General features: G+C 46.4%; 19 protein-coding genes. 6 read left to right on the forward strand and 13 right to left on the reverse strand.

From position 1 onward, the window contains the following. The 10 genes from L5L98_RS15915 to pseB form a co-directional block, all read right to left on the reverse strand. On the reverse strand, positions 1-712 hold a 712-nt coding region (locus L5L98_RS15915), incomplete at its 3' end, for an IS982 family transposase (RefSeq protein ID WP_263142315.1). Positions 713-852: 140 nt separating this feature from the next. After that, positions 853-1,572, reverse strand: a complete 720-nt coding sequence (locus L5L98_RS15920; RefSeq protein WP_212601088.1) for an SDR family NAD(P)-dependent oxidoreductase — start codon at positions 1,570-1,572, stop codon at positions 853-855. Further along, positions 1,565-2,875 (reverse strand): AMP-binding protein, encoded by a 1,311-nt coding sequence (locus L5L98_RS15925; protein WP_263142318.1) that lies wholly within the window; start codon positions 2,873-2,875, stop codon positions 1,565-1,567. The genes L5L98_RS15920 and L5L98_RS15925 overlap by 8 nt, the downstream gene beginning before the upstream one ends. Before the next feature lie 6 nt (positions 2,876-2,881). Further along, on the reverse strand, positions 2,882-3,139 hold the full coding sequence (locus tag L5L98_RS15930; RefSeq protein WP_263142320.1) for an acyl carrier protein: 258 nt from the start codon (positions 3,137-3,139) through the stop codon (positions 2,882-2,884). 12 nt (positions 3,140-3,151) lie between these two features. Beyond that, positions 3,152-3,739, reverse strand: coding sequence for a UDP-4-amino-4,6-dideoxy-N-acetyl-beta-L-altrosamine N-acetyltransferase (gene pseH / locus L5L98_RS15935; protein ID WP_212601091.1), 588 nt, complete (start codon positions 3,737-3,739; stop codon positions 3,152-3,154). 4 nt (positions 3,740-3,743) lie between these two features. Then, positions 3,744-4,793 (reverse strand): pseudaminic acid synthase, encoded by a 1,050-nt coding sequence (gene pseI / locus L5L98_RS15940; RefSeq protein WP_212601092.1) that lies wholly within the window; start codon positions 4,791-4,793, stop codon positions 3,744-3,746. After that, on the reverse strand, positions 4,794-5,822 hold the full coding sequence (gene pseG, locus L5L98_RS15945) for a UDP-2,4-diacetamido-2,4,6-trideoxy-beta-L-altropyranose hydrolase (protein ID WP_212601093.1): 1,029 nt from the start codon (positions 5,820-5,822) through the stop codon (positions 4,794-4,796). Then, positions 5,819-6,520, reverse strand: a complete 702-nt coding sequence (gene pseF / locus L5L98_RS15950; RefSeq protein WP_212601094.1) for a pseudaminic acid cytidylyltransferase — start codon at positions 6,518-6,520, stop codon at positions 5,819-5,821. Before pseF ends, pseG begins: the two co-directional genes overlap by 4 nt. Next, entirely contained in the window at positions 6,520-7,665 is a 1,146-nt protein-coding gene (pseC, locus tag L5L98_RS15955) for a UDP-4-amino-4,6-dideoxy-N-acetyl-beta-L-altrosamine transaminase (protein ID WP_212601095.1), read from the reverse strand. Before pseC ends, pseF begins: the two co-directional genes overlap by 1 nt. Further along, on the reverse strand, positions 7,662-8,657 hold the full coding sequence (gene pseB / locus L5L98_RS15960) for a UDP-N-acetylglucosamine 4,6-dehydratase (inverting) (RefSeq protein WP_212601096.1): 996 nt from the start codon (positions 8,655-8,657) through the stop codon (positions 7,662-7,664). Before pseB ends, pseC begins: the two co-directional genes overlap by 4 nt. 400 nt (positions 8,658-9,057) lie before the next feature. Here pseB and L5L98_RS15965 point away from each other — a divergent pair, with 400 nt between their 5' ends. From L5L98_RS15965 to L5L98_RS15975, 3 genes are all read left to right on the forward strand, one after another. Further along, positions 9,058-11,547 (forward strand): 6-hydroxymethylpterin diphosphokinase MptE-like protein, encoded by a 2,490-nt coding sequence (locus L5L98_RS15965; protein ID WP_263142325.1) that lies wholly within the window; start codon positions 9,058-9,060, stop codon positions 11,545-11,547. A gap of 145 nt (positions 11,548-11,692) precedes the next feature. Further along, complete coding sequence (locus L5L98_RS15970; protein ID WP_263142327.1) at positions 11,693-12,172, forward strand: DUF2947 domain-containing protein; 480 nt, start codon at positions 11,693-11,695, stop codon at positions 12,170-12,172. 290 nt (positions 12,173-12,462) lie between these two features. Further along, a complete protein-coding gene (locus tag L5L98_RS15975; protein ID WP_263142329.1) occupies positions 12,463-13,023 on the forward strand; it encodes a chalcone isomerase family protein in 561 nt (186 codons plus the stop codon). Between the two features lie 12 nt (positions 13,024-13,035). On the opposite strand, the gene L5L98_RS15980 is transcribed toward L5L98_RS15975, so the two are convergent. Further along, on the reverse strand, positions 13,036-13,980 hold the full coding sequence (locus L5L98_RS15980) for an autotransporter outer membrane beta-barrel domain-containing protein (RefSeq protein WP_263142330.1): 945 nt from the start codon (positions 13,978-13,980) through the stop codon (positions 13,036-13,038). 120 nt (positions 13,981-14,100) lie between these two features. Then, positions 14,101-14,730, reverse strand: a complete 630-nt coding sequence (locus L5L98_RS15985) for a TetR/AcrR family transcriptional regulator (protein ID WP_263142331.1) — start codon at positions 14,728-14,730, stop codon at positions 14,101-14,103. Between the two features lie 139 nt (positions 14,731-14,869). Here L5L98_RS15985 and L5L98_RS15990 point away from each other — a divergent pair, with 139 nt between their 5' ends. Then, positions 14,870-15,976: an efflux RND transporter periplasmic adaptor subunit gene (locus L5L98_RS15990; protein WP_263142332.1), complete on the forward strand. Its 1,107-nt coding sequence runs from the start codon at positions 14,870-14,872 to the stop codon at positions 15,974-15,976. A 2-nt stretch (positions 15,977-15,978) separates the two neighbouring features. Next, entirely contained in the window at positions 15,979-19,059 is a 3,081-nt protein-coding gene (locus tag L5L98_RS15995) for an efflux RND transporter permease subunit (protein WP_263142333.1), read from the forward strand. Here L5L98_RS15995 and L5L98_RS16000 read toward each other — a convergent pair. Continuing rightward, complete coding sequence (locus L5L98_RS16000; RefSeq protein ID WP_113939445.1) at positions 19,044-19,289, reverse strand: YdcH family protein; 246 nt, start codon at positions 19,287-19,289, stop codon at positions 19,044-19,046. The genes L5L98_RS15995 and L5L98_RS16000 overlap by 16 nt on opposite strands. Before the next feature lie 260 nt (positions 19,290-19,549). Here L5L98_RS16000 and L5L98_RS16005 point away from each other — a divergent pair, with 260 nt between their 5' ends. Then, the gene (locus L5L98_RS16005) at positions 19,550-21,553 is read left to right on the forward strand and encodes a methyl-accepting chemotaxis protein (RefSeq protein WP_263142335.1); all 2,004 of its coding nucleotides are present in this window, start codon (positions 19,550-19,552) and stop codon (positions 21,551-21,553) included. Positions 21,554-21,859 lie beyond the last annotated feature (306 nt).

Here is a 21,859-nt window from a genome sequence, read left to right on the forward strand (position 1 = left end):
CTATGATGAAACGTCTCGACAGCATCGCTCTATCCCACAACGACATCGCTTTTGCTTTCATATTCTTACGCACGTTCGTCACCAACTTCACGCCTTTCTCCAGCAATTCACTGGACAGCGCTTTACTGATATACCCTTTATCAGCATAGAGTTTATTCATGTCACTGTGCACCATCTCATTCACCGGTTTTGTGTCATGTACATTCGCAGGGGTCACTTTGGCCGCCACGATTCCGCCTTGATGATTCACAATCAAATGCAGCTTAAAGCCATAGAACCAACCCATGGTGCCTTTACCTCTGCACGCAAGTCCAGCTAAGGTTTTATGGCGATGAATACGTAGGTTATGACACACTTTGATGCTGGTTGAATCTATAAATTCAATGCCAGTGGGGTCACTCTTGAGGCTGGCAAAGTAGCTGCAAAGCGGCACTAAAGCCTTGGACATCACCTCAAGAAAGCGGGTATAGCTGAGTAAATTAGGAAAAGCAGATTTGTAGAAATGAGCCAGATAGCCGATGTAGAAGTTCTTGAAATCACGGTGGTGGGACATCTGAAAAAGTAAGATGATGGTCATCACTTCGCTCATCATCATACGGCCAGCGCGTTGACGCTTGCGTGTGCCATCGGTTAACAGCGTTTTTTCCCATTCTGGAATGAAAACAGCGCAAAAATCATCGACATCGCAAAACACTTCCACTAATTTATGCATAGGCCCTCCGGTGTGATGGGGTTTCTCTTGGTCGAAAGATCCGATCACTTGGAGGGCTATTAGTTCAACATTTCTTATCCCGAGTTCAGGTTCTTTAAGTTTATTTCCTTAGCTATCGACGTCAACTGCTAAAAACATTTTTAGGCGGTACTGCCAGCATCAACGGTCAACACAGTCCCCGTTACCGCACTGGCTTGTTCGCTCAGCAAGTACAGTACCGCTGCGGCGGCGTCATCCGGTGTCGCTAAGCGACCGAGCGGGCTGCGTCGTTTGATACTTTCCAGCTTGTCACCCTGTAAGCTGCTGGTCATCTCGGTTTGCATATAACCCGGTGCCACACAGTTTACCGTAATCCTAGCTTTGCCGACTTCACGCGCGAGGGATTGAGTGAATCCTTCCAATGCGGCCTTACTGGCGGCGTAAACACTTAAACCATTGAAGCCTGTTCGGGCAATAATCGACGAAATATTGATGATACGCCCACTCTGGTTTAACAGCATAGGCCTAAGTAAGTACTTACTTAGCAAAATTGGGGCCTGAATATTCAAGTTAAGCAGGCTGTTTATTTCACTGTTGTGCATGGTTGCCAGCACACCGTCATAACCGACTGCGGCGTTATTAATCAAGGCATAAGGCCGACCATACTGCTTAACCATAGTGCTACAAAGCACAGGTATGGCATCGAGTTCAGATAAATCGACCGACATAAAGTGCAAATCAGCATTGTGCTGTAACTGTGCTAAGTCATCGCTCAGTGTTCTGGCCAACGCCAATACGCTGTAGTTGGCCTGCAGCAACTGACGACAAATAGCGAGGCCTAAGCCACGACTGGCACCGGTAACTATGACTAACTTACTCATATGGTTCTCTTGCCTCAGTTTGTCGGCTTAGCTTACCCGTGGCATTAGTGGCTAAACCGGTCACAAAGTTAAACCGTGTGGGAAATTGGTAGCGCTGTAAATATTGCTGACAGTGCAATAATAACTGCAACTGCAACGCGTTACGGTCAATATCCGCTACGGCGACGATATCTGTCACCACCAACTGCCCCAGCACGCTACTGGCTTTGGCATAGACTCTGGCCTGCAACACGCTTGGGTGTAGCAACAATACCTGTTCTACCTGCTCTGGATGCACTTTATTACCACCCACATTGATAACACCGCTGGCTCGACCGAGAAAAATGACTCTATCTTCTTCAATGCTCACCAGATCTTCGGTATCCAAATAACCGTCATGCTCACCTTGTTCGGCCTGACTGGCCTGTGCAGCCTGTGGCGGCTTCAACCACAGATGTTGTTGGTTATCGACTTTAAGCGCGAGTCCACTATGGTGTTGACTTAACCAACTGCTCGGAAAACCAGCCCGTTTATCGGCCACAGCAAAACCGGCACCAGCCTCTGTAGAGGCATAGATATGCAGCAAGCGTGCCTTTGGGAATAAGCGGCTCAGGGTATTCAACAATGCCTGATCGGCAATTTCGCCCCCCAGCGTCACTTGTTGTAATACTAAGGTATTTAATTGCCCTGTCATCAATAACTGACGCCACAAGGAAGGTGTAGCCGAGATAGCATTGACCCGATGTTGCCGCATCATATTGATACGTTGCTGCGCATCACCACGGCTACAGTCACAACTACGGGCGCCGGATAACACACTCTGTAATAGCACTTGTAACCCAGCAAAACGGCTCGGCTGATAACATAGTGCCCAACGTGAGAGGCCACTTTGGGCAGAGGTTTTAACCGCTCGGCTTAAGCGGGTAAAACTGTGGCCTATCCATTTCGGTGTGCCTGTGGTGCCAGATGTTGCCAGATACCAACGAGTCGGCGCTGCTGACGCAATAGATCCTGCTAACATAGTGGAGGCCGATGTCACAGGTAACGGAGAGTTCAACGGCCAAGCTATGGTCGACTCTGGCAGAGTCAGACTGCTGTCAGGCATTAAATACAGCGCACGACACCAGCCATCTAAGGCCAGCAAGGCAACAACAAAGTGCCGCAGATCAACAAATGTCAACGCAACGGCCTGCTGTTGTAACGCCGGATATGCTTGCCTTAACGCTAATGCCTGATTGATCAGCTGCGTATAGCTGATATCGCTGTCACCGCTGATGGCGGTGGCCTGATAGTTCGCATCTTGCAGTCGTTGCAGTAGGTTCATCGCGGATTAGTTTCCGTTTGCCTGTGCTTGCTGGTAAATGCTAACAAACTCAGCAAAGGTGCGCGGATACACAGCGAGCTGCAGCTGACTAAAGGGATCGATACCGAGATATTCCTCCAGTTGTGCCACTAACATGGCAAAACCCAGCGAGTCGAGCCCACTTTGCAGCAACACAGTCTCGTCGTTGATGTCATCAATCAGCTGACAATTGGCGATGAGTGCGACTTGTGCCAACGTTTGGCGGATAATTTGTTCCAGTTCCACGTTATAAACCTACTACTGATTAAATTGAATAAAATTAGCCGCCGCCGCGATTTGCTTTGGCAAGCTGGCTAATACTGCGGTGCGGTTGGTGTGCCATTGTGCTAAAGGATAATGAAACACTTTGACCTGATACGCCTGTTGCTCACGCAGCTGGCCTGGCAGATCCGCCAATTGTTGATATCCAAACAGCCGATGCATTTTAAGCACGCCTAGGTTAAAGGATAACACCTCGGCATAGAGGGTCTCTTGCCCGCTTTGCATGGCGGCATAATCCAGTGCGGCAATCTCCAGCAATAAACCGGATCCCGGCCAAACATTCGTCTCGCCCAGATAGCAGCCCCATTCCAGTACACTCGGGCTGCGCTGAGTAAAGTTCAACACACCTATCGGCCGTTTATCTTGATAAAACACAAAAAAACAACGGTTTAAATCCTCCTTTAGCCTATCAAACCAAGCTAAGTGCTCAGCCCAGCTAATGGGCGCGTCGTTGTGCATATTACGGCGGATTTCGTGTTGATTACGCCACTGCCACACAAGTTCAAGCTCAGCTTCGCTCAGCGGGCTAAAATGGCTAAGCGGATAATGTTTCAATGCCGACATAGTGCTATAAATACTCCCAACTCATAGCTGTGCCTTTCGCCGCCGCTTTTTTAATGGGTTTACCCAGTAACATAGGCAAATATTTTGGCTCAAGCCCATAACCAGGGCGTACCGAGCGCAGGTTAGCTTGGGTGAAAATATCACCCGCATGCATCTCTTCGGCAATATACAAGGAGCGGCGGTATTTACGCGATGCCTGCTCCTTGTCTGTACCACCATAGGTCACTTTTCCCAATGCCACCGCCGCACGTTTACATTCTTGCACCAATGCGCTGAATTCTGCCGGTTCAAGTGAAAACTCGGCATCGACACCGCCTTCGACTCGTGACAACACAAAGTGTTTTTCAATGACACTGGCACCCAGCACTACACTAGCAACGGCAACGCCGATACCAGCACTGTGGTCAGATAACCCCACTTGACAGCCAAAAAGCTGTGCTAAATGTGTGATAGTGGCGAGGTTAGCATCGACCGGATCGGCCGGATAATGACTAGTGCATTTTAATAAGATAAGCGCGTCGCAACCATTTTTACGCAGGACTTCTACCGATTCTGCGAGCTCAGTTTGCGTGGCCATACCCGTCGACATAATCACAGGTTTACCGGTTTTTGCCACTGCGGCCAACAGCGCATGATCGCTGTTTTCAAAGGAGGCGATTTTGTAACAGGGCACGTTAAGTTGTTCGAGAAAATCCACTGCGGCCTGATCAAACGGTGTGCTAAAGGCCAGCATGCCGTGCTGCTGCGCTCGCTCAAAGATAGGCTGATGCCAGTCCCAGGGCGTCATTGCCTGCTGATACAGTTGATACAGTGATTGGCCCTGCCATAGGTTGCCAACATCCTGGATCACAAATTCGCCATGCTGGATATCCAATGTCATGCTATCGGCAGTATAGGTTTGTACCTTAATCGCATCAGCGCCGCACTTAGCGGCCGCATCCACCATAGCCAACGCCTTATCCAGCGACTGGTCATGGTTACCCGACAGCTCGGCGATAATAAATGGGGCTTCACCCGGTCCGATGGCGCGCTGGCCCAGTTTAATTGTTGCCATTTAACCCTCTATTATTGCCAAAATATGTTGTACCACCAGTGGGGTGCCCGCATCCGTCTCGACGATACTGGCGGCCGTCTGGCCAATTTCATCTAACAGTACAGGTTGAGACAGGTAAGTGCATAGTTGTTCAGCCAAAAACTCGGCTGACATAACCTCAGCCTGACCCAAGCAGACACAAGCGCCGAGCTGGTCCAGATATGCCGTTGTCGCCCGTTGATTTTCGGCAACGGTCACCACCAGCCCCGGCAAGCCACAAATACACCGCTCCCAATGGCTAGCACCACCCGCACCGAGCATGAGTTGCGCTCGGTGCATCAGCGTTGCCATATAGTGACATTGCACATGCAGCCTGACATTGGGCAGGCACGCCACTTGTTGTTCAAGTTCAGCGCGCCACGGATTATTGGCTCCGATGACGATATCGGCCGTAATTGGCTTTAACTGCAATTCTTGTAGTGCTCGAATGGCCAGAGCCGTTAAATTTTGCGCATCACTGCCACCAAATCCAATCAGGATATGCCCAGACTCACGGTTATTTTCCGCCTGATAAAATTCTCGGCGTAGAAGCGCGAAGTGCGGCCCCAACAGTTTCATACTATGGGGTGGTACCAGCGCCATATAACGCTGTTCTAGCTGCGGCAGTAGATTTTGATCTAACAAAATATCACAGTCATGCACTCGGTCAGCCAAGTCGTCTATGACCATGATATGCTGACAACGCTGCCGCAGCGCCGAGCAATACCTCCGTGCCAACGCATAATGATCGACAATCAGTAGCTGATATGACTGAGTAAGCAGCGCCAGTGTCAAGGCCGCATCTTCAATTTCATCCGCCACCGGGCCTGCCAAGGTAAATAGATGAAAACCCTGTTGGCGGATCAGATCGTTTAAATCCCCATCGGTGTGACAACTGACAAAATGGCACTCAGCACCTTGTGCTGTGAGCGCCTGTGCCAGTGTCAGACAACGCATAACATGGCCTGAGCCAATCTGAATAGATGCATCGACACGAAACAGGATAGTCACTTTATGACTGACTCCTGTTGCAATATTTTGTACAAGAGTTCAGCCCTTTGCCAGTCATCCATAGTATCTATGTCCTGCACCAGATGATCGGGTAATACTAACATCTGACTATGGGCCGCAAATACCGGTGCCGATTTCAGCCAAGCATCGGCTCTACCAAAGTAAAACTGCCCAGCGTCATGGTAGGCTGGAGTCAAATCTTGGGATCTTTTGCCTATACTGCTGGGATCGAAAGCGGCAACGCCCTGCTCGGTTTTTATCAGAGCTCGCTGAATAGGAAAAGAGAAACGAGCGGCAGAGAAAACATAATTTAACGATGCCTCTGCCTGCAATAGTTGCCAAGCTTGCATCAATAACTCAGCACTGAGCAGCGGCGTGGTCGCGTAGATACAGCAACAATACTCAAGGGTAACGCCTTGTTGTTGTAATTGCTGCAACTCATAACGCACCACGGCACTGGTGCCTGTATGATCATCGGCCAACGCAGCCGGACGTAGTGCAAGCACCTCTGCCCCATATTCGCGTGCAATAGCGGCAATCTCTGTATCGTCGGTTGAGACGAGTACCCGATCGAAGCAGCCACTTTTAAGCGCCATCTGAATGGGATATGCCAGCATAGGCTGGCCACAAAAGAGTTTGCTATTTTTTTGAGGTATCCGCTTACTGCCACCCCGTGCGGGAATTATAGCGACTCTCATCACAGACAAGCCTTTAAGGTCGCGCAAATATAAGTCACTTGCTCAGGGGATAAATTGGGATATAGAGGCAAGGTTAATATTGATTGATAGAAATATTCTGCGTGCGGAAATTGTCCCTGACTAAATCCAAGTTTTTGATAATACGGCTGTAAATGGACAGGAAAATAATGCACATGCACTTGGATACCTTGACTGCGCATCGCATCGAATACCGCTCTTCGCTTATTAGGTTGCATTAAGCGAATAATAAATAAGTGTCGGGCACTTAAGCTCTGTTCCAGTGGTTCTACAATTTCGAGTGGAAAATCGGCAAGTTGGCTACGATATAGGCCAGCCAACGTATTACGTTTGCAGACAAACTCATCAAGTCGAGGTACTTGAGAGACCCCCAGCGCCGCTTGCAAATCTGTCATGCGATAATTAAATCCCAGTGCATGTTGCTCATAATACCAATCACCCTCATCGGCATTAATCAGTTGTGCGGCATTCTTAGTGATCCCATGACTGCGCAATAACATCAACTTTTCAGCCAACCTTGGGTCTTGAGTGGTAGCAACACCACCTTCAGCCGTCGTAATAATCTTGACCGGATGAAAACTGAACACTGTAATGTCGGAATATTTGCAAGCACCAATCTGTGCCCCATGATACTGCCCGCCGATAGCGTGGGACGCATCTTCAATCACACTGACTCGATACTGTTTTGCAAGCTCACTAATGGCCTGCATATCACAACTGTGGCCCGCTAAGTGAACGGGAATCACCACTTTTGGCAAGCGCCCAAGTTGGGCAGCACGCTCAAGCTTAGCCTTAAAAGCTTTGGGGCATAAATTGCCAGCAGTGGGCTCAACATCGACAAAATCGATATCAGCACCACAGTAAAGCGCGCAGTTAGCAGAGGCGACAAAGGTAATAGGTGAAGTCCACACTAAATCACCGGGATTTACCCCCAATGCCAGGCAGGCGATATGCAATGCCGAAGTGGCACTATTGACCGCCACCGCAAACTTAGCCCCCACCTTTCTCGCAATCGCCTGTTCAAACTCAGGCACTTTAGGGCCTTGCGTTAAATAATCAGACGCTAATACCGCGACAACAGCATCGATATCGGCTTGGCTAATGTCTTGTTTGCCATAGGGGATCATGCCAGTGTATCCATCTTAAGGATCTCAGCGACTGTGAGGAAGTGAGGATTATTACCCGAGTGATACTCAAATCCACCAGGCACCAATTTGCCATGCTCGCCTAAGAGATTTTGGGTGTAATCGTTATCACGGCTAAAGAACTTAATACTCGGTGTGATAACAAAATGATCATCAAATTCAACAGTATGATGAGAGTCATCGCTAGGACACATGATCTCATGCATTTTCTCGCCGGGACGGATCCCTACAATCTCTTGCTTCAGCCCTGGACCATAAGCTTTTGCAATATCGGTAATGCGTATCGAAGGGATTTTCGGCACAAAAATCTCACCGCCCTGCATACGCGAAAAGTTTTTTAGTACAAAATCAACACCTTCTTGGAGCGTGATCCAAAAACGTGTCATATCGGGGTGAGTAATAGGTAACGATGTAGCGCCACTGGCTATTTGCTGTTTAAAAAAGGGCACGACAGAGCCACGGGATCCCACTACATTGCCGTAACGAACCGCTGAAAATCGCGTTTGACCATCGCCGACAACATTGTTAGCGGCGACAAAAAGTTTATCCGACACAAGCTTAGTGGCCCCATACAAATTTATCGGGCTAGCCGCTTTGTCGGTAGACAAGGCAATGACTTTTTTAACGTTATTACTGATAGCCGCGCGGATCACATTTTCAGCACCATGAATATTCGTTTTAATACATTCCATAGGGTTGTATTCGGCGGCGGGAACTTGTTTCAATGCTGCGGCGTGGATCACATAATCGACATCTTTAAAGGCTTGTTGTAGGCGCTCGCCATCTCGGACATCACCGATAAAATATCGCATACAAGATGCATTATAGATCTGCTGCATCTCATACTGTTTCAGTTCATCCCGAGAAAAAATGATCAAACGTTTAGGCTTATAGATCTCTAACAGAGTCTTGGTATACTTTTGACCGAATGAGCCAGTGCCACCCGTAATCAATATTGTTTTATTATTGAACATAATTTCTCCAATGACTCGTTTAAACTGTTACACCTAACCGTTCATAACGCAAATCTGTATAGTGATCACTGAGATCCACGATAGAAAAGTTACCCTTATGGATATTGATACAGGCAAGAATAACGCCAGCTCTCTTACAGGTACAAAAACCTCTAGAGGCCATGTCTGTATCATAGTAGGTAACCGCAATAATATACATAAATTTATAGACATAGCATCCCGAACGCTAAGATTTTAGACACTATGTGATGGTTATTGTGATAGAGACACATACTACTGCGGCATAGAAATTGCTTTTTTACGTCACAATGACAGGCCTATGTCACTTTCTTCGTTGAAAACTGGCAATTTATTGACATACCCTGAAACGATAGCAATTAGAGAAAACACTGAGGAACCGATGCAACTACCCCACACATCAATAATGAATACCTTTGCGGTCAGTCGGTTCGATGAAGTTTACTTACCCAGTATCAACCGCCATACCTTCGAAAACTTAGACTCAAAAACACTCTATGACAGCACCTTTAAAAACCAACTGGCAGAGCAAGACAAATTACATATTTTCATTGGTTTAGACTCAGGTCTGCTGCCAAACTACCTCCTGACACAGGCCATTGCCGATGGTGCTCAATATGTGTTTGTCGAATTACCTGAAGTGCTTGCACTGCTGAATATTGAATTAGCACCAGAACAAAAAAAGCACATACAGATTATAGATCCCGAGACATTCGAACATAATCTCGATGAAGGGCTATATAAAATATTCATCACTAAAGGGTTATTTAGAATTCACTTATCACTAGGGGCATCCTCGCATCACCTAGAAGCTTATACTGAATTAACACATCAATTAAAAGATGCGGTGAACAAGGCTCAATTTAAGGAGCAGATAGGCTTTAACCAACAGATTTTTGTGGAAGTACAACTGGCTAATATTGCGGAAAACCGCTTTCCAGCATCCGTACTCAAAGGACAATTCAAAGATAAAACCTGCGTGATTGTCGCTGGGGGCCCTTCATTAGATACACATATTGACTGGCTAAAACAAAACTCGGCAAGCTTTATCATTATTGCGGTATCACGCATCGCAGCCAAGTTACATCAGTATGGCATCCCAGTGGATATTGTTGTTTGCGTAGATCCCAACTATATCAGCTTTGACGTTAGCCGAAGCATGTTCAAACTGCCTAGCGATACACTTCTCGTTCAGTCCTATCACACCTGTCAACAAGTCTCGGCTCAATGGCCAGGTCCCATTCTCTATATGGGAAATCGATTCCCATGGTTCCAACAGCATGATACAGACAACATTCAAAATATTGGCCCGACTGTCTCAAATAGCGCCATTAATTTAGCGATTGAAATGGGATTTAGCCGAATTCTATTGAGCGGCGTAGATTTATGTTACTCAAAAACGGGTCAATCACACACGAATGGGACATTAGAAGCCAATACAGGTCCAAACCTAAGTCGTATCAGAGAGTGGGTCGAAACCTATGAAGGTTTTCTTGCTGAAACGCCCATTCAGATGATGCAGGCCATACAAGACTTAGAAAAACAAATCGCTCCACATACGCATATTCGTTTTTATAACCTATCGCGCACGGCAGCAAAAATAAATGGTATTGAGTATCAACCTTTGGACCAATGCCCATTAACACCGTTGGAATGCCGTACTATTAAACACATTCCCCCCGCCTCCTTTTCCCCACTCAATTTAGTGCAGCGACGTGCGGACCTCGCAGAGTGCAAACAAGCCGCCACCCGAGCAATAGCTGACATACATCAGATATTCAGTGAGACTAAACGCGCCTTGAGTTTAACGAAGGGCCTCACATCTAACTCCATCTCAGCCGCCAAAATCATAGATAAAATTAATAAAATCGAGCAGAAACTCAACAAAAAATACTCCCCCCTATGCCAATTAATTAAGTTCTACGGGTATTTTGAGTTCACTAAATTTTTAACCTCGAGAAAAGTAGACGCTTGGACTCAAGAGCATATCAATCAAATGACGATTCAATATTATAAAGCCTTCGAGAACACCATAGCCTCATTATTGGCGGCCTTTAAACTTGGAGAAGATAGATTGACTGTGCGATTGAGCGAATTAGATCCAAGCACACAGCTCACTGTGCTCGCCGCTAAATGGACCGCAGATAATCAACCCGCACGCAGCCTGTTTTGGGAAGCCGTGCATATCGAGGCCATGACCACATTAAGCGAAGCGGATAATATTCTATTAATTAAGCTTAAAAATGACTTTCAAAGCCAATGTCAGAGTATCAGTCCCTATTATGAAAGGGTGTTACAAACAAACTTAAATCTCGATTTAATTTTGCATAAAATATTAGTTTTAAAAGCCAAAAAGAATATTTATGGATTAAACAATTTGATCCAAAATCTAGCTACACAGATAGAGAATAATGCACCCATTGCGCGTATGTATCACTTAGCAAAGGGGTTCAAACTGCATTTAGAAGACATCCCCCAAGCGGCCCTCGACGCATTATTAAACATCCCCGCCGAACTGCTTACAGAAATTGAATTACGGGAAATTATTCTGCTCGCATTTGAGTTATCAGACCTAGCTCTAGCGAGCGATACCCTTAACAAAATTATTGATTATAGCGATGAATACATGCCGCAATTTGCTCATGTGCAGCGCCTCCAAGGCAATCATCAGGCCGCAATTAATACCTACCTAGATTATCTCGACAAGTACCCTAGCGACACACACACTTGGCTAAAACTGGGGTTATTTATGGTCGATATTAATCAAGCCGAGGCCGCGCACACTGCCTTTTCTAATGCATTAAATGCCGATCCGAGCAATGAGTTGGCACACAACTATCTCAAGGAACTCGATAAGCTCCTTAACGCCTAAATAAGTATTCCTTATTTAGGCGACGGCGCCAAAGTACAGTGCAGGCTTTAGCTCATTTCCCTAATCTTGACTAAATCAGTATAATCTGCGGCATTGAGATTTGCTGAGCCCGACACGTTATCAGGCTCAACCTAGGAGAGCATGCTTGGCCAACACTTATATACCGCTAGATCAATACCGCCGTAAGTGGATTTTCAACCACAAAGACTTGCCTGTCACTGACGATGACAAGGCGCACATCCTGCCGTTAACAGATAAAAGTGCGATGGAAATCTGGAACCAATGGATCAGCAACAAGAGTAGTCGTGCGGAGCAATTTACTAAGGGAGACTGGGCGGCGAAGGCTGATGCTTGGGTGGAAACAGCTCATTGGCAGAGCGCTTGGGATAGTGAAGATAGCAGTTTACCCACCATGTTAGCTGAGTTTATACAATGGCCCGATGAGACGCCGGTGTATTTTTGCTATGAAAAATATCAGATTATTGAAACTCGTTGGGATGTGTTCGTCCGCAATTGGAAGTGTTTTCTTTTCTTTGACGACGGTCCCATTTTGATCTCGCCAAAACAGAAACAAGCGGTGATGTTCGAACAGAGTGGTCAATACAAGCTAGGCACTCGCGGATAATTTATACAGGGCGCTTAACGCTGATGATTTCCCATCGATAGCTTTACGCCAACACTTTTACGCAATAGTTTAGCGCGAGGAGTCATCTTGTTGGCATGCTCATACTTAATGATGAGTATGCCATACTCGAAAGATACTTAAGCACAATTAGCCTATCTCTCCCCTCTTCTTTAGATTAACATCCATTTTCGGTGCCGAGTATTTGAGAAGTTGGGGTCAACTTTTTGCTGTAAATACTCATAAAAATCTGCTTAAAACCCAATAATTAAAATAGAAAAATGAGGTGTATTATGAAGTTACTCTCCACTCTTACCCTAGCAAGCGCGCTGTTATTACCCCACACATTAATGGCCAAAGAAGTCTCAGGAGTGCAAGTCGCCGAGACAGTGACATTAGATAGCCAAACATTACTGCTCAATGGCGCGGGCGTTCGCAGTAAGTTCTTTATGGATTTATATGTAGGCAGTTTGTATTTGCCAGCAGCATTAAGTAGCACTGCAGCGGTTATTGATGCACCAGTTGCAGCGATACGCCTTAACATTACCTCAGGCATGATCACCTCAGAAAAAATGCGCGATGCGATCACTGAAGGTTTTGAGCAAGCGACGGCAGAAAACACCGCCGATATTCAACCGCAGATAGATACCTTTATGGCGCTGTTTAAGGAAGAAATTAAAGAAGGTGACCAATTTACCTTAGTCGCCAATAAAGCCCGCGGCGTGACGGCCTATAAAAATGGTCAGGAACAAGCCACCATCGAAGGTGAAATGTTCCGTCAAGCACTGTTAAAAATTTGGCTAGGTGATAAGCCAGCCCAGAAAAGCCTCAAAGAGGCCATGCTGGGCAAATAACTGACATTAACGTTAGAATTTGAATTCGATATCCAAGGCCGCTGCGCCTTGGTTATCCATTTCAAGCGCGGCTTGATTTGTCACTTCTAACTCACCATCAAAGTAATAACCAGCATAGAGATTTACGGTTAAAGCAGGCGTTGCTCGCCAACCGCCACGCAGATAGCTCACCCATTCGTTCGTTTCCACAGCAATATCATCATCCTCAATAAGGAATCGCTCAGTACGACGTGAACTCCCCAAACCAATATTCCAATCAGGATTGAATTGATAACTGAGCTCTAGTCCTGCTGGACCACTAAAACCGGCTTGGAATGGATTAGCCAGTGCAAAATGTTCATCTATCTGCCAACGCATGGCAAGATAAGGCACAGTGCGAACTTCATCGATATCATTAAGATACGCGACGCCAAAACCAATCATGTTTCCCGAATCGAATGCATACATGGCCGATGCCACAATACCGTAACTCTGAGCTTGGCTAGCCGATGCTGTATCGGCGTAGGCATATTGGATCTGCGGCGCTAAAAAGAAGGCCCAATGTTTATCCATGCGATAATTTAACGACACTCCGGCACGGTAACGATTAATATGATCCCAATTCTGTCCGTCGGTGCCAAACAGCGGTGCGACATTGTTTGCGCCAGTAAGCGTGATGTTACGCCAGTCATAATCAAGTCGGTCATAGCCCACACGAAAGCCTAGCGACCATTGCTTATCCAGCGATACATTCATCCCAGCATTCAGTAATAAGCTCTCCCTTTGTAGCTCAGTATTGCCATTGGCCACCTCGGCGCTTTGGGTACTGATCTGCGTGACACTTAATCTAAAAGGTTTGTATTCCTGCGAAGGTTTATCCGCTGCAATAGCGGCACAGCTCATTAACGGTAACAATAACAAACTGCCTTTCAGCAACCGCTGTTTTACGCTTAATGGTGCGAGTTCTCGATTAGCCACGCTAGCTCCTTGCATTTAAAATAATGAATAAATTTTTGTGCATAATACGCGCTATTGAATAAAAAGGTTCACACCTTCAAAATGAAGATACAAACTAATACCTTTGAAACAAACAAGCCTTCACTCTACCCGATGCGCCCTCAAGAACATGTCGGCACAACCCAAAATATACTCATTTCTATCGTTAGCGAGTTCATCAGCCACTAACCCCAATTCTAATTTGAGTTTTAGCTCACCAAACAACATTAAACATAAACGCACTGCACTATGGTGAGCATTACCAAATCGATATTGCCCTAACGCCTCTACAGCGACTAAATAATCCGCCAATAAGCCCACTATGTGTTTAGGGCCCGCGTCAAAGAACAATCGCGACACTTCAGGATGACTTTCGGATTGCGCCACACAGGCTTTGAATACAGTAATAGCTTCAGGACTGACAATCATCTCCCCAAATTGCAAGGCAAATTGGGTTAATGCCGATTCCGGTTTAGTGGGATCACTTAACAAATCATCATTAAGATTATGGCCAACACACTTAGATTCAATTGCCGCAACAAATAATTCATCTTTGCTGCCGTAATGGGAATATACGGTTTGTTTCGACACGCCCGCAAGCTTGGCAACCTCATCCATACTGGTATGAGGGAAACCTTGACGACAAAACAAATCAATAGCAGCCACAAGGACTTGCTGACGTTTTTGTTCACTACGGCTCAAAGGTAATTGCGTCTCAGAGGAATGCGTCATATCAACTCTCGAATAGATAGACATAATTAATTGGCATTAGTTAAGCACAAAATAGACTAGACAGTCTAGTTTCGTACAACTAGACTAGCAAGTCTAGTTACATAGCATTAACGTTTAACTTACAGCGGAAGCCTTTAAAATGGATCGAACTGCCCGACTTTCTTGGCGCACTCTTAGCGTCTGCGTGTTTACTTTAGCCACATTATCCGCCTGTCAAAAGGAAGTGACTGAACACGCTACGACAGCCACGCTACCCACAGTCACAAGCCAAACGTTGATCCAGACCCCAAGTTATGAACACTTTCAGACCTTCACTGGCACCATCCGTGCAGGTAACACCACAGGTGTAGGCTTTGAACTAGCGGGGAAGTTAAACAATTTACAGGTCGATTCTGGGAGTAAAGTTAAGCAAGGACAAATACTTGCAGTTCTCGATACCCGGCTACTCGAAGCCGAGCGTCAAGAGATCCAAGCAAGTCTGGCACAAACCCAAGCCGATGTTGATCTGGCCACCAGCACTCTAAAACGTAATCAAGAATTGAAAAAATCGGGCTATGTCTCTGAACAGCTATTAGATGAAAACCGCTCACAATTAAATAGCTTAGCCGCAGCGAAAAACCGTCTACTCGCCTCACAGCATGCCAATCAACTTAAGCTCGATAAATCCATCTTAGTGGCGCCCTTTGACGGCACCATCAGCCAAAGGCTACATAATCTTGGCGAAGTGATTGCCGCGGGCAGTCCTATCTTCACCTTAGTGGGTAACATCAATCCTGAAGCTTATATTGGTGTTCCTGTTACGCTAGCGGAGCAATTTAACACCGAACAGCAAGTGCAAGTTAGTGTTCGAGATCAAACCTTTACCGCTAAAATTGCCGGTATTAGCGCTGAAGTCAATCCCATCAGTCGTACCCTACAACTGAGAATAAGCCTGCCCCAAGATGCACATGTAATCAATGGCGAAATTGCGTATCTGCATCAACAACAGCAAATCCCGCAACCGGGCTATTGGGTACCCATTTCCGCATTGACGGATGGTATTCGCGGATTATGGAATCTCTATGTCATCGCAAACTATGAACAGCAATCCATCATAGAGCGCCGCGATGTGGAAATCCTCTACACCACCCAAGACATGGCTTACATTCAAGGCGCGATTCAGCCTAATGAAATCTATGTCAGCCAAGGGCTGCATAAGCTGGTCGTAGGCCAAACTGTATCTCCCATTGCTGCAGCTACGAGGTAATTATGATTAAAGCCTTTGTTGAAAACGGCCGCTTAGTCAGCCTCGTTATTGCGCTATTACTTGTCGCAGGCTTTGGTGCGATATCGAGCCTGCCGCGTACTGAAGATCCCCACATAACTAACCGTTTCGCCTCAGTGATCACCCCTTATCCTGGCGCCTCAGCCGAGCGGGTCGAAGCCTTAGTGACTGAAGTCATTGAAAACCAGCTTAGACGTTTGGAAGAAATTAAGTTGATCCAATCAACCTCTCGACCAGGGATTTCAGTTATACAGTTAGAATTGAAAGACACAGTTAAAGAAACTGCTCCCGTATGGTCTCGAGCACGGGATTTATTGGCCGATGCGAAAATTAATTTACCTGAGGGCATACAATCTCCCACACTCGATGATCAAATTGGTTATGCCTACACCGCCATCTTAAGTTTAGTGTGGAATAGTAATACGCCCGTACAAGTCGACATGCTAAACCGCTACGCAAAAGAATTACAAAGTCGGCTCAGGCTGTTATCGGGCACGGATTTTGTCAAACTTTACGGCGCACCGACCGAAGAAATGCTAGTGCAGCTTGATGGTAACAAGATGAGCCAGTTACAGCTCTCTCCTGCGTCCATCGCCCATATTCTCAGCGGCGCCGACAGTAAAATTGCTGCCGGTGAAATCAACAACCGTGAATTTCGAGCCTTAGTTGAAGTCTCCGGCGAGCTTGATTCTTTAACCCGTATTCGCCAAGTGCCGCTTAAAATTGATAGCCAAGGGCAAATTATTCGCCTCGGCGACATAGCCACTGTGACTCGCCAAGCTCAAACCCCAGCGGATAGCATAGCGTTAGTCGATGGTGAACAAGGCGTAATGGTTGCAGTGCGAATGATCGATAATACCCGTGTTGATCTTTGGCAAGCGCAAGTCAATAACGTCGTTGACGAACTCAATCGCGAAGTCCCCGCTAATATCCAGATCCAATGGCTATTCGAGCAAAACAGTTACACAAGCGAACGACTTGGCGGGCTAGTGGTTAACCTGCTGCAAGGATTTGTCATCATCTTGCTGGTACTACTCCTCACCCTAGGCTTAAGAAACGCCATCATAGTGGCGATTTCATTGCCGCTCACAGCGCTGTTTACCTTGGCCTGCATGAAATATATCGGCCTGCCGATACATCAAATGTCGGTGACAGGACTCGTCGTCGCCCTTGGGATCATGGTGGACAATGCGATAGTGATTGTCGATGCCATATCGCAAAGGCGTCAGCAAGGAATGAGCCGTTTAGCCGCAGTGAGCGAAACCTTACACCACCTTTGGCTGCCCTTAGCGGGATCGACTATCACCACTATTTTGGCTTTTGCGCCCATAGTACTCATGCCCGGTGCTGCGGGGGAATTTGTCGGTGGCATTGCCATGTCAGTGATGTTTGCGCTGCTGGGCTCTTACGTGATTTCCCATACGTTAATTGCAGGGCTCGCGGGACGTTTTAGTCATGAAGGTAAACAGGATGTCTGGTATCAACACGGGATCAACCTCCCGCTAGTGAGCCAATATTTTCAAGCGAGCCTGAGAATTGCCCTTAAACGCCCTATCGTCAGCGCGCTGCTTATCGGCATTACACCAGTATTAGGGTTTTTCGCCTCGGGTAAGATGACGGAGCAATTCTTTCCGCCATCGGACAGGGACATGTTCCAAATTGAAATCTATCTTGCGCCCCATGTGAGTTTAGAAAACACCTTGAACCAAGTGCAGTTGATGGATAAAAAACTCCACGCAGTCACAGGGATCACTCAAGTCGATTGGGTGGTGGGCGGTAATACGCCCTCATTTTATTACAACCTGACGCAGCGCCAACAAGGGGCGACTAACTATGCACAGGCCATGGTAAAAGTGACTGACTTTGAGCGTGCCAATGAGTTAATCCCCGAATTACAACAGCAATTTGATAGCGCTTTTCCCGAAGCGCAAGTACTAGTTCGAAAACTCGAGCAAGGCCCGCCCTTTAATGCGCCAGTGGAGTTAATGATCTTCGGCCCGAATCTAGATACTTTGCGATCATTGGGCGACGACGTTCGTAATATTCTCGCGCAAACGCCGGACGTACTTCACACACGTGCAACCTTAAGTGCCGGTGCGCCTAAGCTGTGGCTACAGGTAAATGAAGATGCCAGTCTAATGAGTGGGTTAAGCCTGACGGACATTGCCAAGCAGATCCAAATGTCAACCACAGGAGTTATCGGTGGTAGCGTGCTTGAGCAAACAGAATCCTTACCCGTACGAGTTCGCCTTGCTGATGACAGTCGCGAGCAGGTGAGCCGCCTTTCTGAAATTCAATTAATGACACCTTCGGGTGAGTCTGTTGCATTATCCGCCCTCGCCCACAACGAAGTGCAAGTGAGCCGCGGCGCCATTCCAAGGCGCAACGGCCAAAGGGTTAATACCATAGAAGCCTACATCGTCAGTGGGGTATTACCTGCCCAAGTACTTAATGATGTCAAAGATAAAGTGGCTCAATTACCATTGCCATCGGGTTATCGCATTGAAATTGGTGGGGAAAGCGCTAAGCGTAACGAAGCAGTCGGTAATTTACTGTCCAATATGATGTTGGTCGTCACCTTGTTATTAGCCACTGTGGTGTTGTCGTTCAACTCCTTTAGGCTCACGGCGATTATTCTATTGAGCGCGATACAATCGGCAGGACTTGGCCTATTAGCCGTGTTTGTGTTCGGATATCCCTTTGGATTCCCAGTCATCATAGGACTGCTTGGATTAATGGGACTTGCCATTAACGCTGCGATTGTGATCTTGGCCGAACTAGAAGATATGCCGAGCGCTCGGCTCGGCGATATGGAAACCATAGTCTCTACCGTCAGCAGCTGTGGCCGTCATATCAGCTCAACAACCATTACCACCGTGGGCGGTTTTATTCCGCTCATCATTGCTGGCGGCGGGTTTTGGCCTCCCTTTGCCATTGCTATCGCGGGCGGCACCCTGCTGACGACTTTACTTTCTCTGGTATGGGTTCCAACCATGTATTTGCTGCTGATGAAAACCCGTACGGCGAACAACCCATCCGCGATTCAAGCTCAAATAGCATCATGAACTAGATATTGGTACAGTTTATCTTTAAGGTTTAATCGCTCTAATTTTAACGCTAAAAAGTGCTCATCGGCGGTGGGCACTTTTGTTAACTCCAGCGCCCTAATTTTATTATCGAGTTCATGGTAACGACTAGCCATGGTCGCGAAGACGGTATTATTGACTTTTAAATGCTTAATTTGATCGACGAAATCAGGAAACTCATAAACCAACGCATGATTCTCACCTAGCATATACACTTCTCCTATAATGTGGTTCTAACACTATAAACTCCATTTACCTTAAGCAGCTTAGTCTATACCCTCAAAATACAGCCAGTACTTGGGCATGTTATCTGCTAACATTTCTGCAAAATAAGCCGATGAGTCCAAGTATAAAACTGCAAAAATATCAACGAAATGAGTTTAAAATTGCAGAAGTTTTAGACCCACATCAAGACTACAAAGTAAAACTTAGGCTACATTGATGTAACCGTTACCTATAGGATCTTACGATGAATTATAAAAATTGGCCTATTGCAAAACAAATTGGCGCCCTCGCGTTTATTCTTACTCTTCTCATCTTTGGCGTATTGAGTACCGTCTCCTATAAAGCCGCTTCAAATGTATTAGAAGATAAAGGTATCAGTGCCATGAAATCTGAAATGCGTGCAGTTTCAGACATGTTAGAGCTGCAGTACGATAGTCTTCTGCAACTTGCGAGACGCAACGCCGATGTTTTTAAGGAAATGTATCCTGGACAATTTAGTCTGCAAAATAAAACGGTCAATGTGATGGGAGTTGGCTCTCCAGCCCTAATGCATGAACAAGAACAAGTGAACTCATCAAAAAGTAAAGTCGATCGTTTTGCTAATCTAACTGGCGGTACCGCTACGGTATTCGTACGTGATGGCGATGACTTTATGCGAGTTTCGACTTCGCTCAAAAAAGCCGATGGCAGCCGTGCACTAGGTACTTCCCTTGGCAAAACACATCCAGGCTATCAAGTGCTGATCAGCGGTAATGAATACGAAGGTTATGCCAAACTTTTCGGCAAAGACTACATGACAGTCTATCGTCCAGTGAAAGACACACAGGGCAAAGTTATTGGTATCTTATATATTGGCTTCGACATCACCAGTTCCTTAAAACAATTACAAGAAGCAGTTAACAGAATCACCTTAGAAGAAAGTGGCCATTTTCTATTAGTACGTAAAGCGGACAATGTGTTAGTCGCCCATCCTAAGTTCAATGCAGGTGACATCATCACCGAAAGTATGCTTGATGGCTTAAGTGTTGCGTATGCCACCCAAAATGATGCGGAATCCCATTACAACAATAGTAAAAATGAGCCTATGTTTGCCTATAGCCAAACAGTAACAGGCTGGAATTGGGTGCTAGTGGGTCAAGTCAAGGCAAGTGAGCTTAATGAAGAAAGTATGCAATTGCTCACCATCAACGCCATCGTTGCTATCACAGGGATCGCGCTGATCACAGCGCTATTATCAGTTGTCTTAATTCGCGCACTCAAACCTTTGCATGCCCTCCAAGTGCATATGGAAAATTTAGGCAGTGGCGATTTTAGCCATCACTTAGCGCCATCAGAACCACAGAGTCAAAACGAAGTGGATCGAATTACGACCAGCGTATCAACTATGTCCTCAGAGCTCAGGCAATTGATTATTGCATTGCAGGATTCAGTCATGAGTCTAGAGCAACAAGCCTCCAAGGCACAGAGCATCGCGAAGCAAAATGGTGAAGAAGCTCAAGCCCTAATGCTACAAACGGATCAAATCGCAACTGCCATCGAAGAAATGTCGACCTCGATCCGTGATGTGGCTAATCATGCCCAAGATGGCGCAGTTCAAAGCCAGCAAGTGGATGCCGCAGCCAAAGAAGGTCAAAACCAACAGACTAAAATGGTGCAGGATTTACTCAAACTCAGTCAGCAACTCAGCAACAGTCATCAATCGGTTGAAAAAGTCAGCCATGAAAGTGAAGCGATCAGCAAGGTGACCGAAGTCATTAACAGCATTGCCGAGCAAACTAATTTACTCGCATTAAATGCAGCAATTGAAGCGGCGCGCGCAGGCGATCAAGGTCGAGGCTTTGCCGTCGTTGCCGATGAGGTGAGAACTCTCGCCCAGCGGACCCAGTCATCCATTGTAGAAATTGGCCAAACGATTGAAAAGCTGCAAACTCAAGTGAAAAGCACCACAGAACAAATGAGCCAAAGTCATCAATTAGGAATGGAATCTGCAACACAGGGTGAAGCAACGGGTGAACAACTGAAGGAAATCACCCGTAGGATTGGCGAACTCGCGATTAGCTCACGCAATATAGCCTCGGCTACTGAGCAGCAAAGCAGTGTTGCACAAGAGATAACCCACAATTTGCATCAGATCAGCGAACTCGCTAACGAAGGCGAGCACCGTGCCACTGAAACAGTGCATTCTGCCAATGAACTGTCTTCCTTAGCCGCCGCCTTAAAACGCCAAATAAGCCAGTTTAAGGCATAACTCAAATACGGACTTAGATAACCTGAGCTCGGGATAAGCAGAGCCGCTGAATAGGCATCTTTTCGGGCCTCTCTGCGTTGCTCTGTCTAACCATAGCTCGCTATGGCGTACGACAGAGCGCCTTGATATGCGCAAAAATCTGCGCATTCAGTCAGGAAATAGATTTTTCGCTTTAAACTAATAACTTTATACCATTGATTTTATTTGTTAAATTTAGATTTTTCGACACTCGTTATCCCGAGTTCAGGTTAGATACAGAGTTAGTGCTTTATCAAACGTTAAATGCCGCCCTAACTGGGCGGCATT

It is taken from the genome of Shewanella sp. SM23 (assembly GCF_025654295.1).
GTDB lineage: Bacteria > Pseudomonadota > Gammaproteobacteria > Enterobacterales > Shewanellaceae > Shewanella > Shewanella oncorhynchi.

What these genes read in the sequence shown, in the direction of transcription:
- L5L98_RS15920 (WP_212601088.1), bottom strand. Translation starts at nt 1,572, where the DNA reads ATGAGTAAGTTAGTCATAGTTACCGGTGCCAGTCGTGGCTTAGGCCTC.
- L5L98_RS15925 (WP_263142318.1), bottom strand. Translation starts at nt 2,875, where the DNA reads ATGAACCTACTGCAACGACTGCAAGATGCGAACTATCAGGCCACCGCC.
- pseH (WP_212601091.1), bottom strand. Translation starts at nt 3,739, where the DNA reads ATGTCGGCATTGAAACATTATCCGCTTAGCCATTTTAGCCCGCTGAGC.
- pseI (WP_212601092.1), bottom strand. Translation starts at nt 4,793, where the DNA reads ATGGCAACAATTAAACTGGGCCAGCGCGCCATCGGACCGGGTGAAGCC.
- pseF (WP_212601094.1), bottom strand. Translation starts at nt 6,520, where the DNA reads ATGAGAGTCGCTATAATTCCCGCACGGGGTGGCAGTAAGCGGATACCT.
- pseC (WP_212601095.1), bottom strand. Translation starts at nt 7,665, where the DNA reads ATGATCCCCTATGGCAAACAAGACATTAGCCAAGCCGATATCGATGCT.
- pseB (WP_212601096.1), bottom strand. Translation starts at nt 8,657, where the DNA reads ATGTTCAATAATAAAACAATATTGATTACGGGTGGCACTGGCTCATTC.
- L5L98_RS15965 (WP_263142325.1), top strand. Translation starts at nt 9,058, where the DNA reads ATGCAACTACCCCACACATCAATAATGAATACCTTTGCGGTCAGTCGG.
- L5L98_RS15975 (WP_263142329.1), top strand. Translation starts at nt 12,463, where the DNA reads ATGAAGTTACTCTCCACTCTTACCCTAGCAAGCGCGCTGTTATTACCC.
- L5L98_RS15985 (WP_263142331.1), bottom strand. Translation starts at nt 14,730, where the DNA reads ATGACGCATTCCTCTGAGACGCAATTACCTTTGAGCCGTAGTGAACAA.
- L5L98_RS15990 (WP_263142332.1), top strand. Translation starts at nt 14,870, where the DNA reads ATGGATCGAACTGCCCGACTTTCTTGGCGCACTCTTAGCGTCTGCGTG.
- L5L98_RS15995 (WP_263142333.1), top strand. Translation starts at nt 15,979, where the DNA reads ATGATTAAAGCCTTTGTTGAAAACGGCCGCTTAGTCAGCCTCGTTATT.
- L5L98_RS16000 (WP_113939445.1), bottom strand. Translation starts at nt 19,289, where the DNA reads ATGCTAGGTGAGAATCATGCGTTGGTTTATGAGTTTCCTGATTTCGTC.
- L5L98_RS16005 (WP_263142335.1), top strand. Translation starts at nt 19,550, where the DNA reads ATGAATTATAAAAATTGGCCTATTGCAAAACAAATTGGCGCCCTCGCG.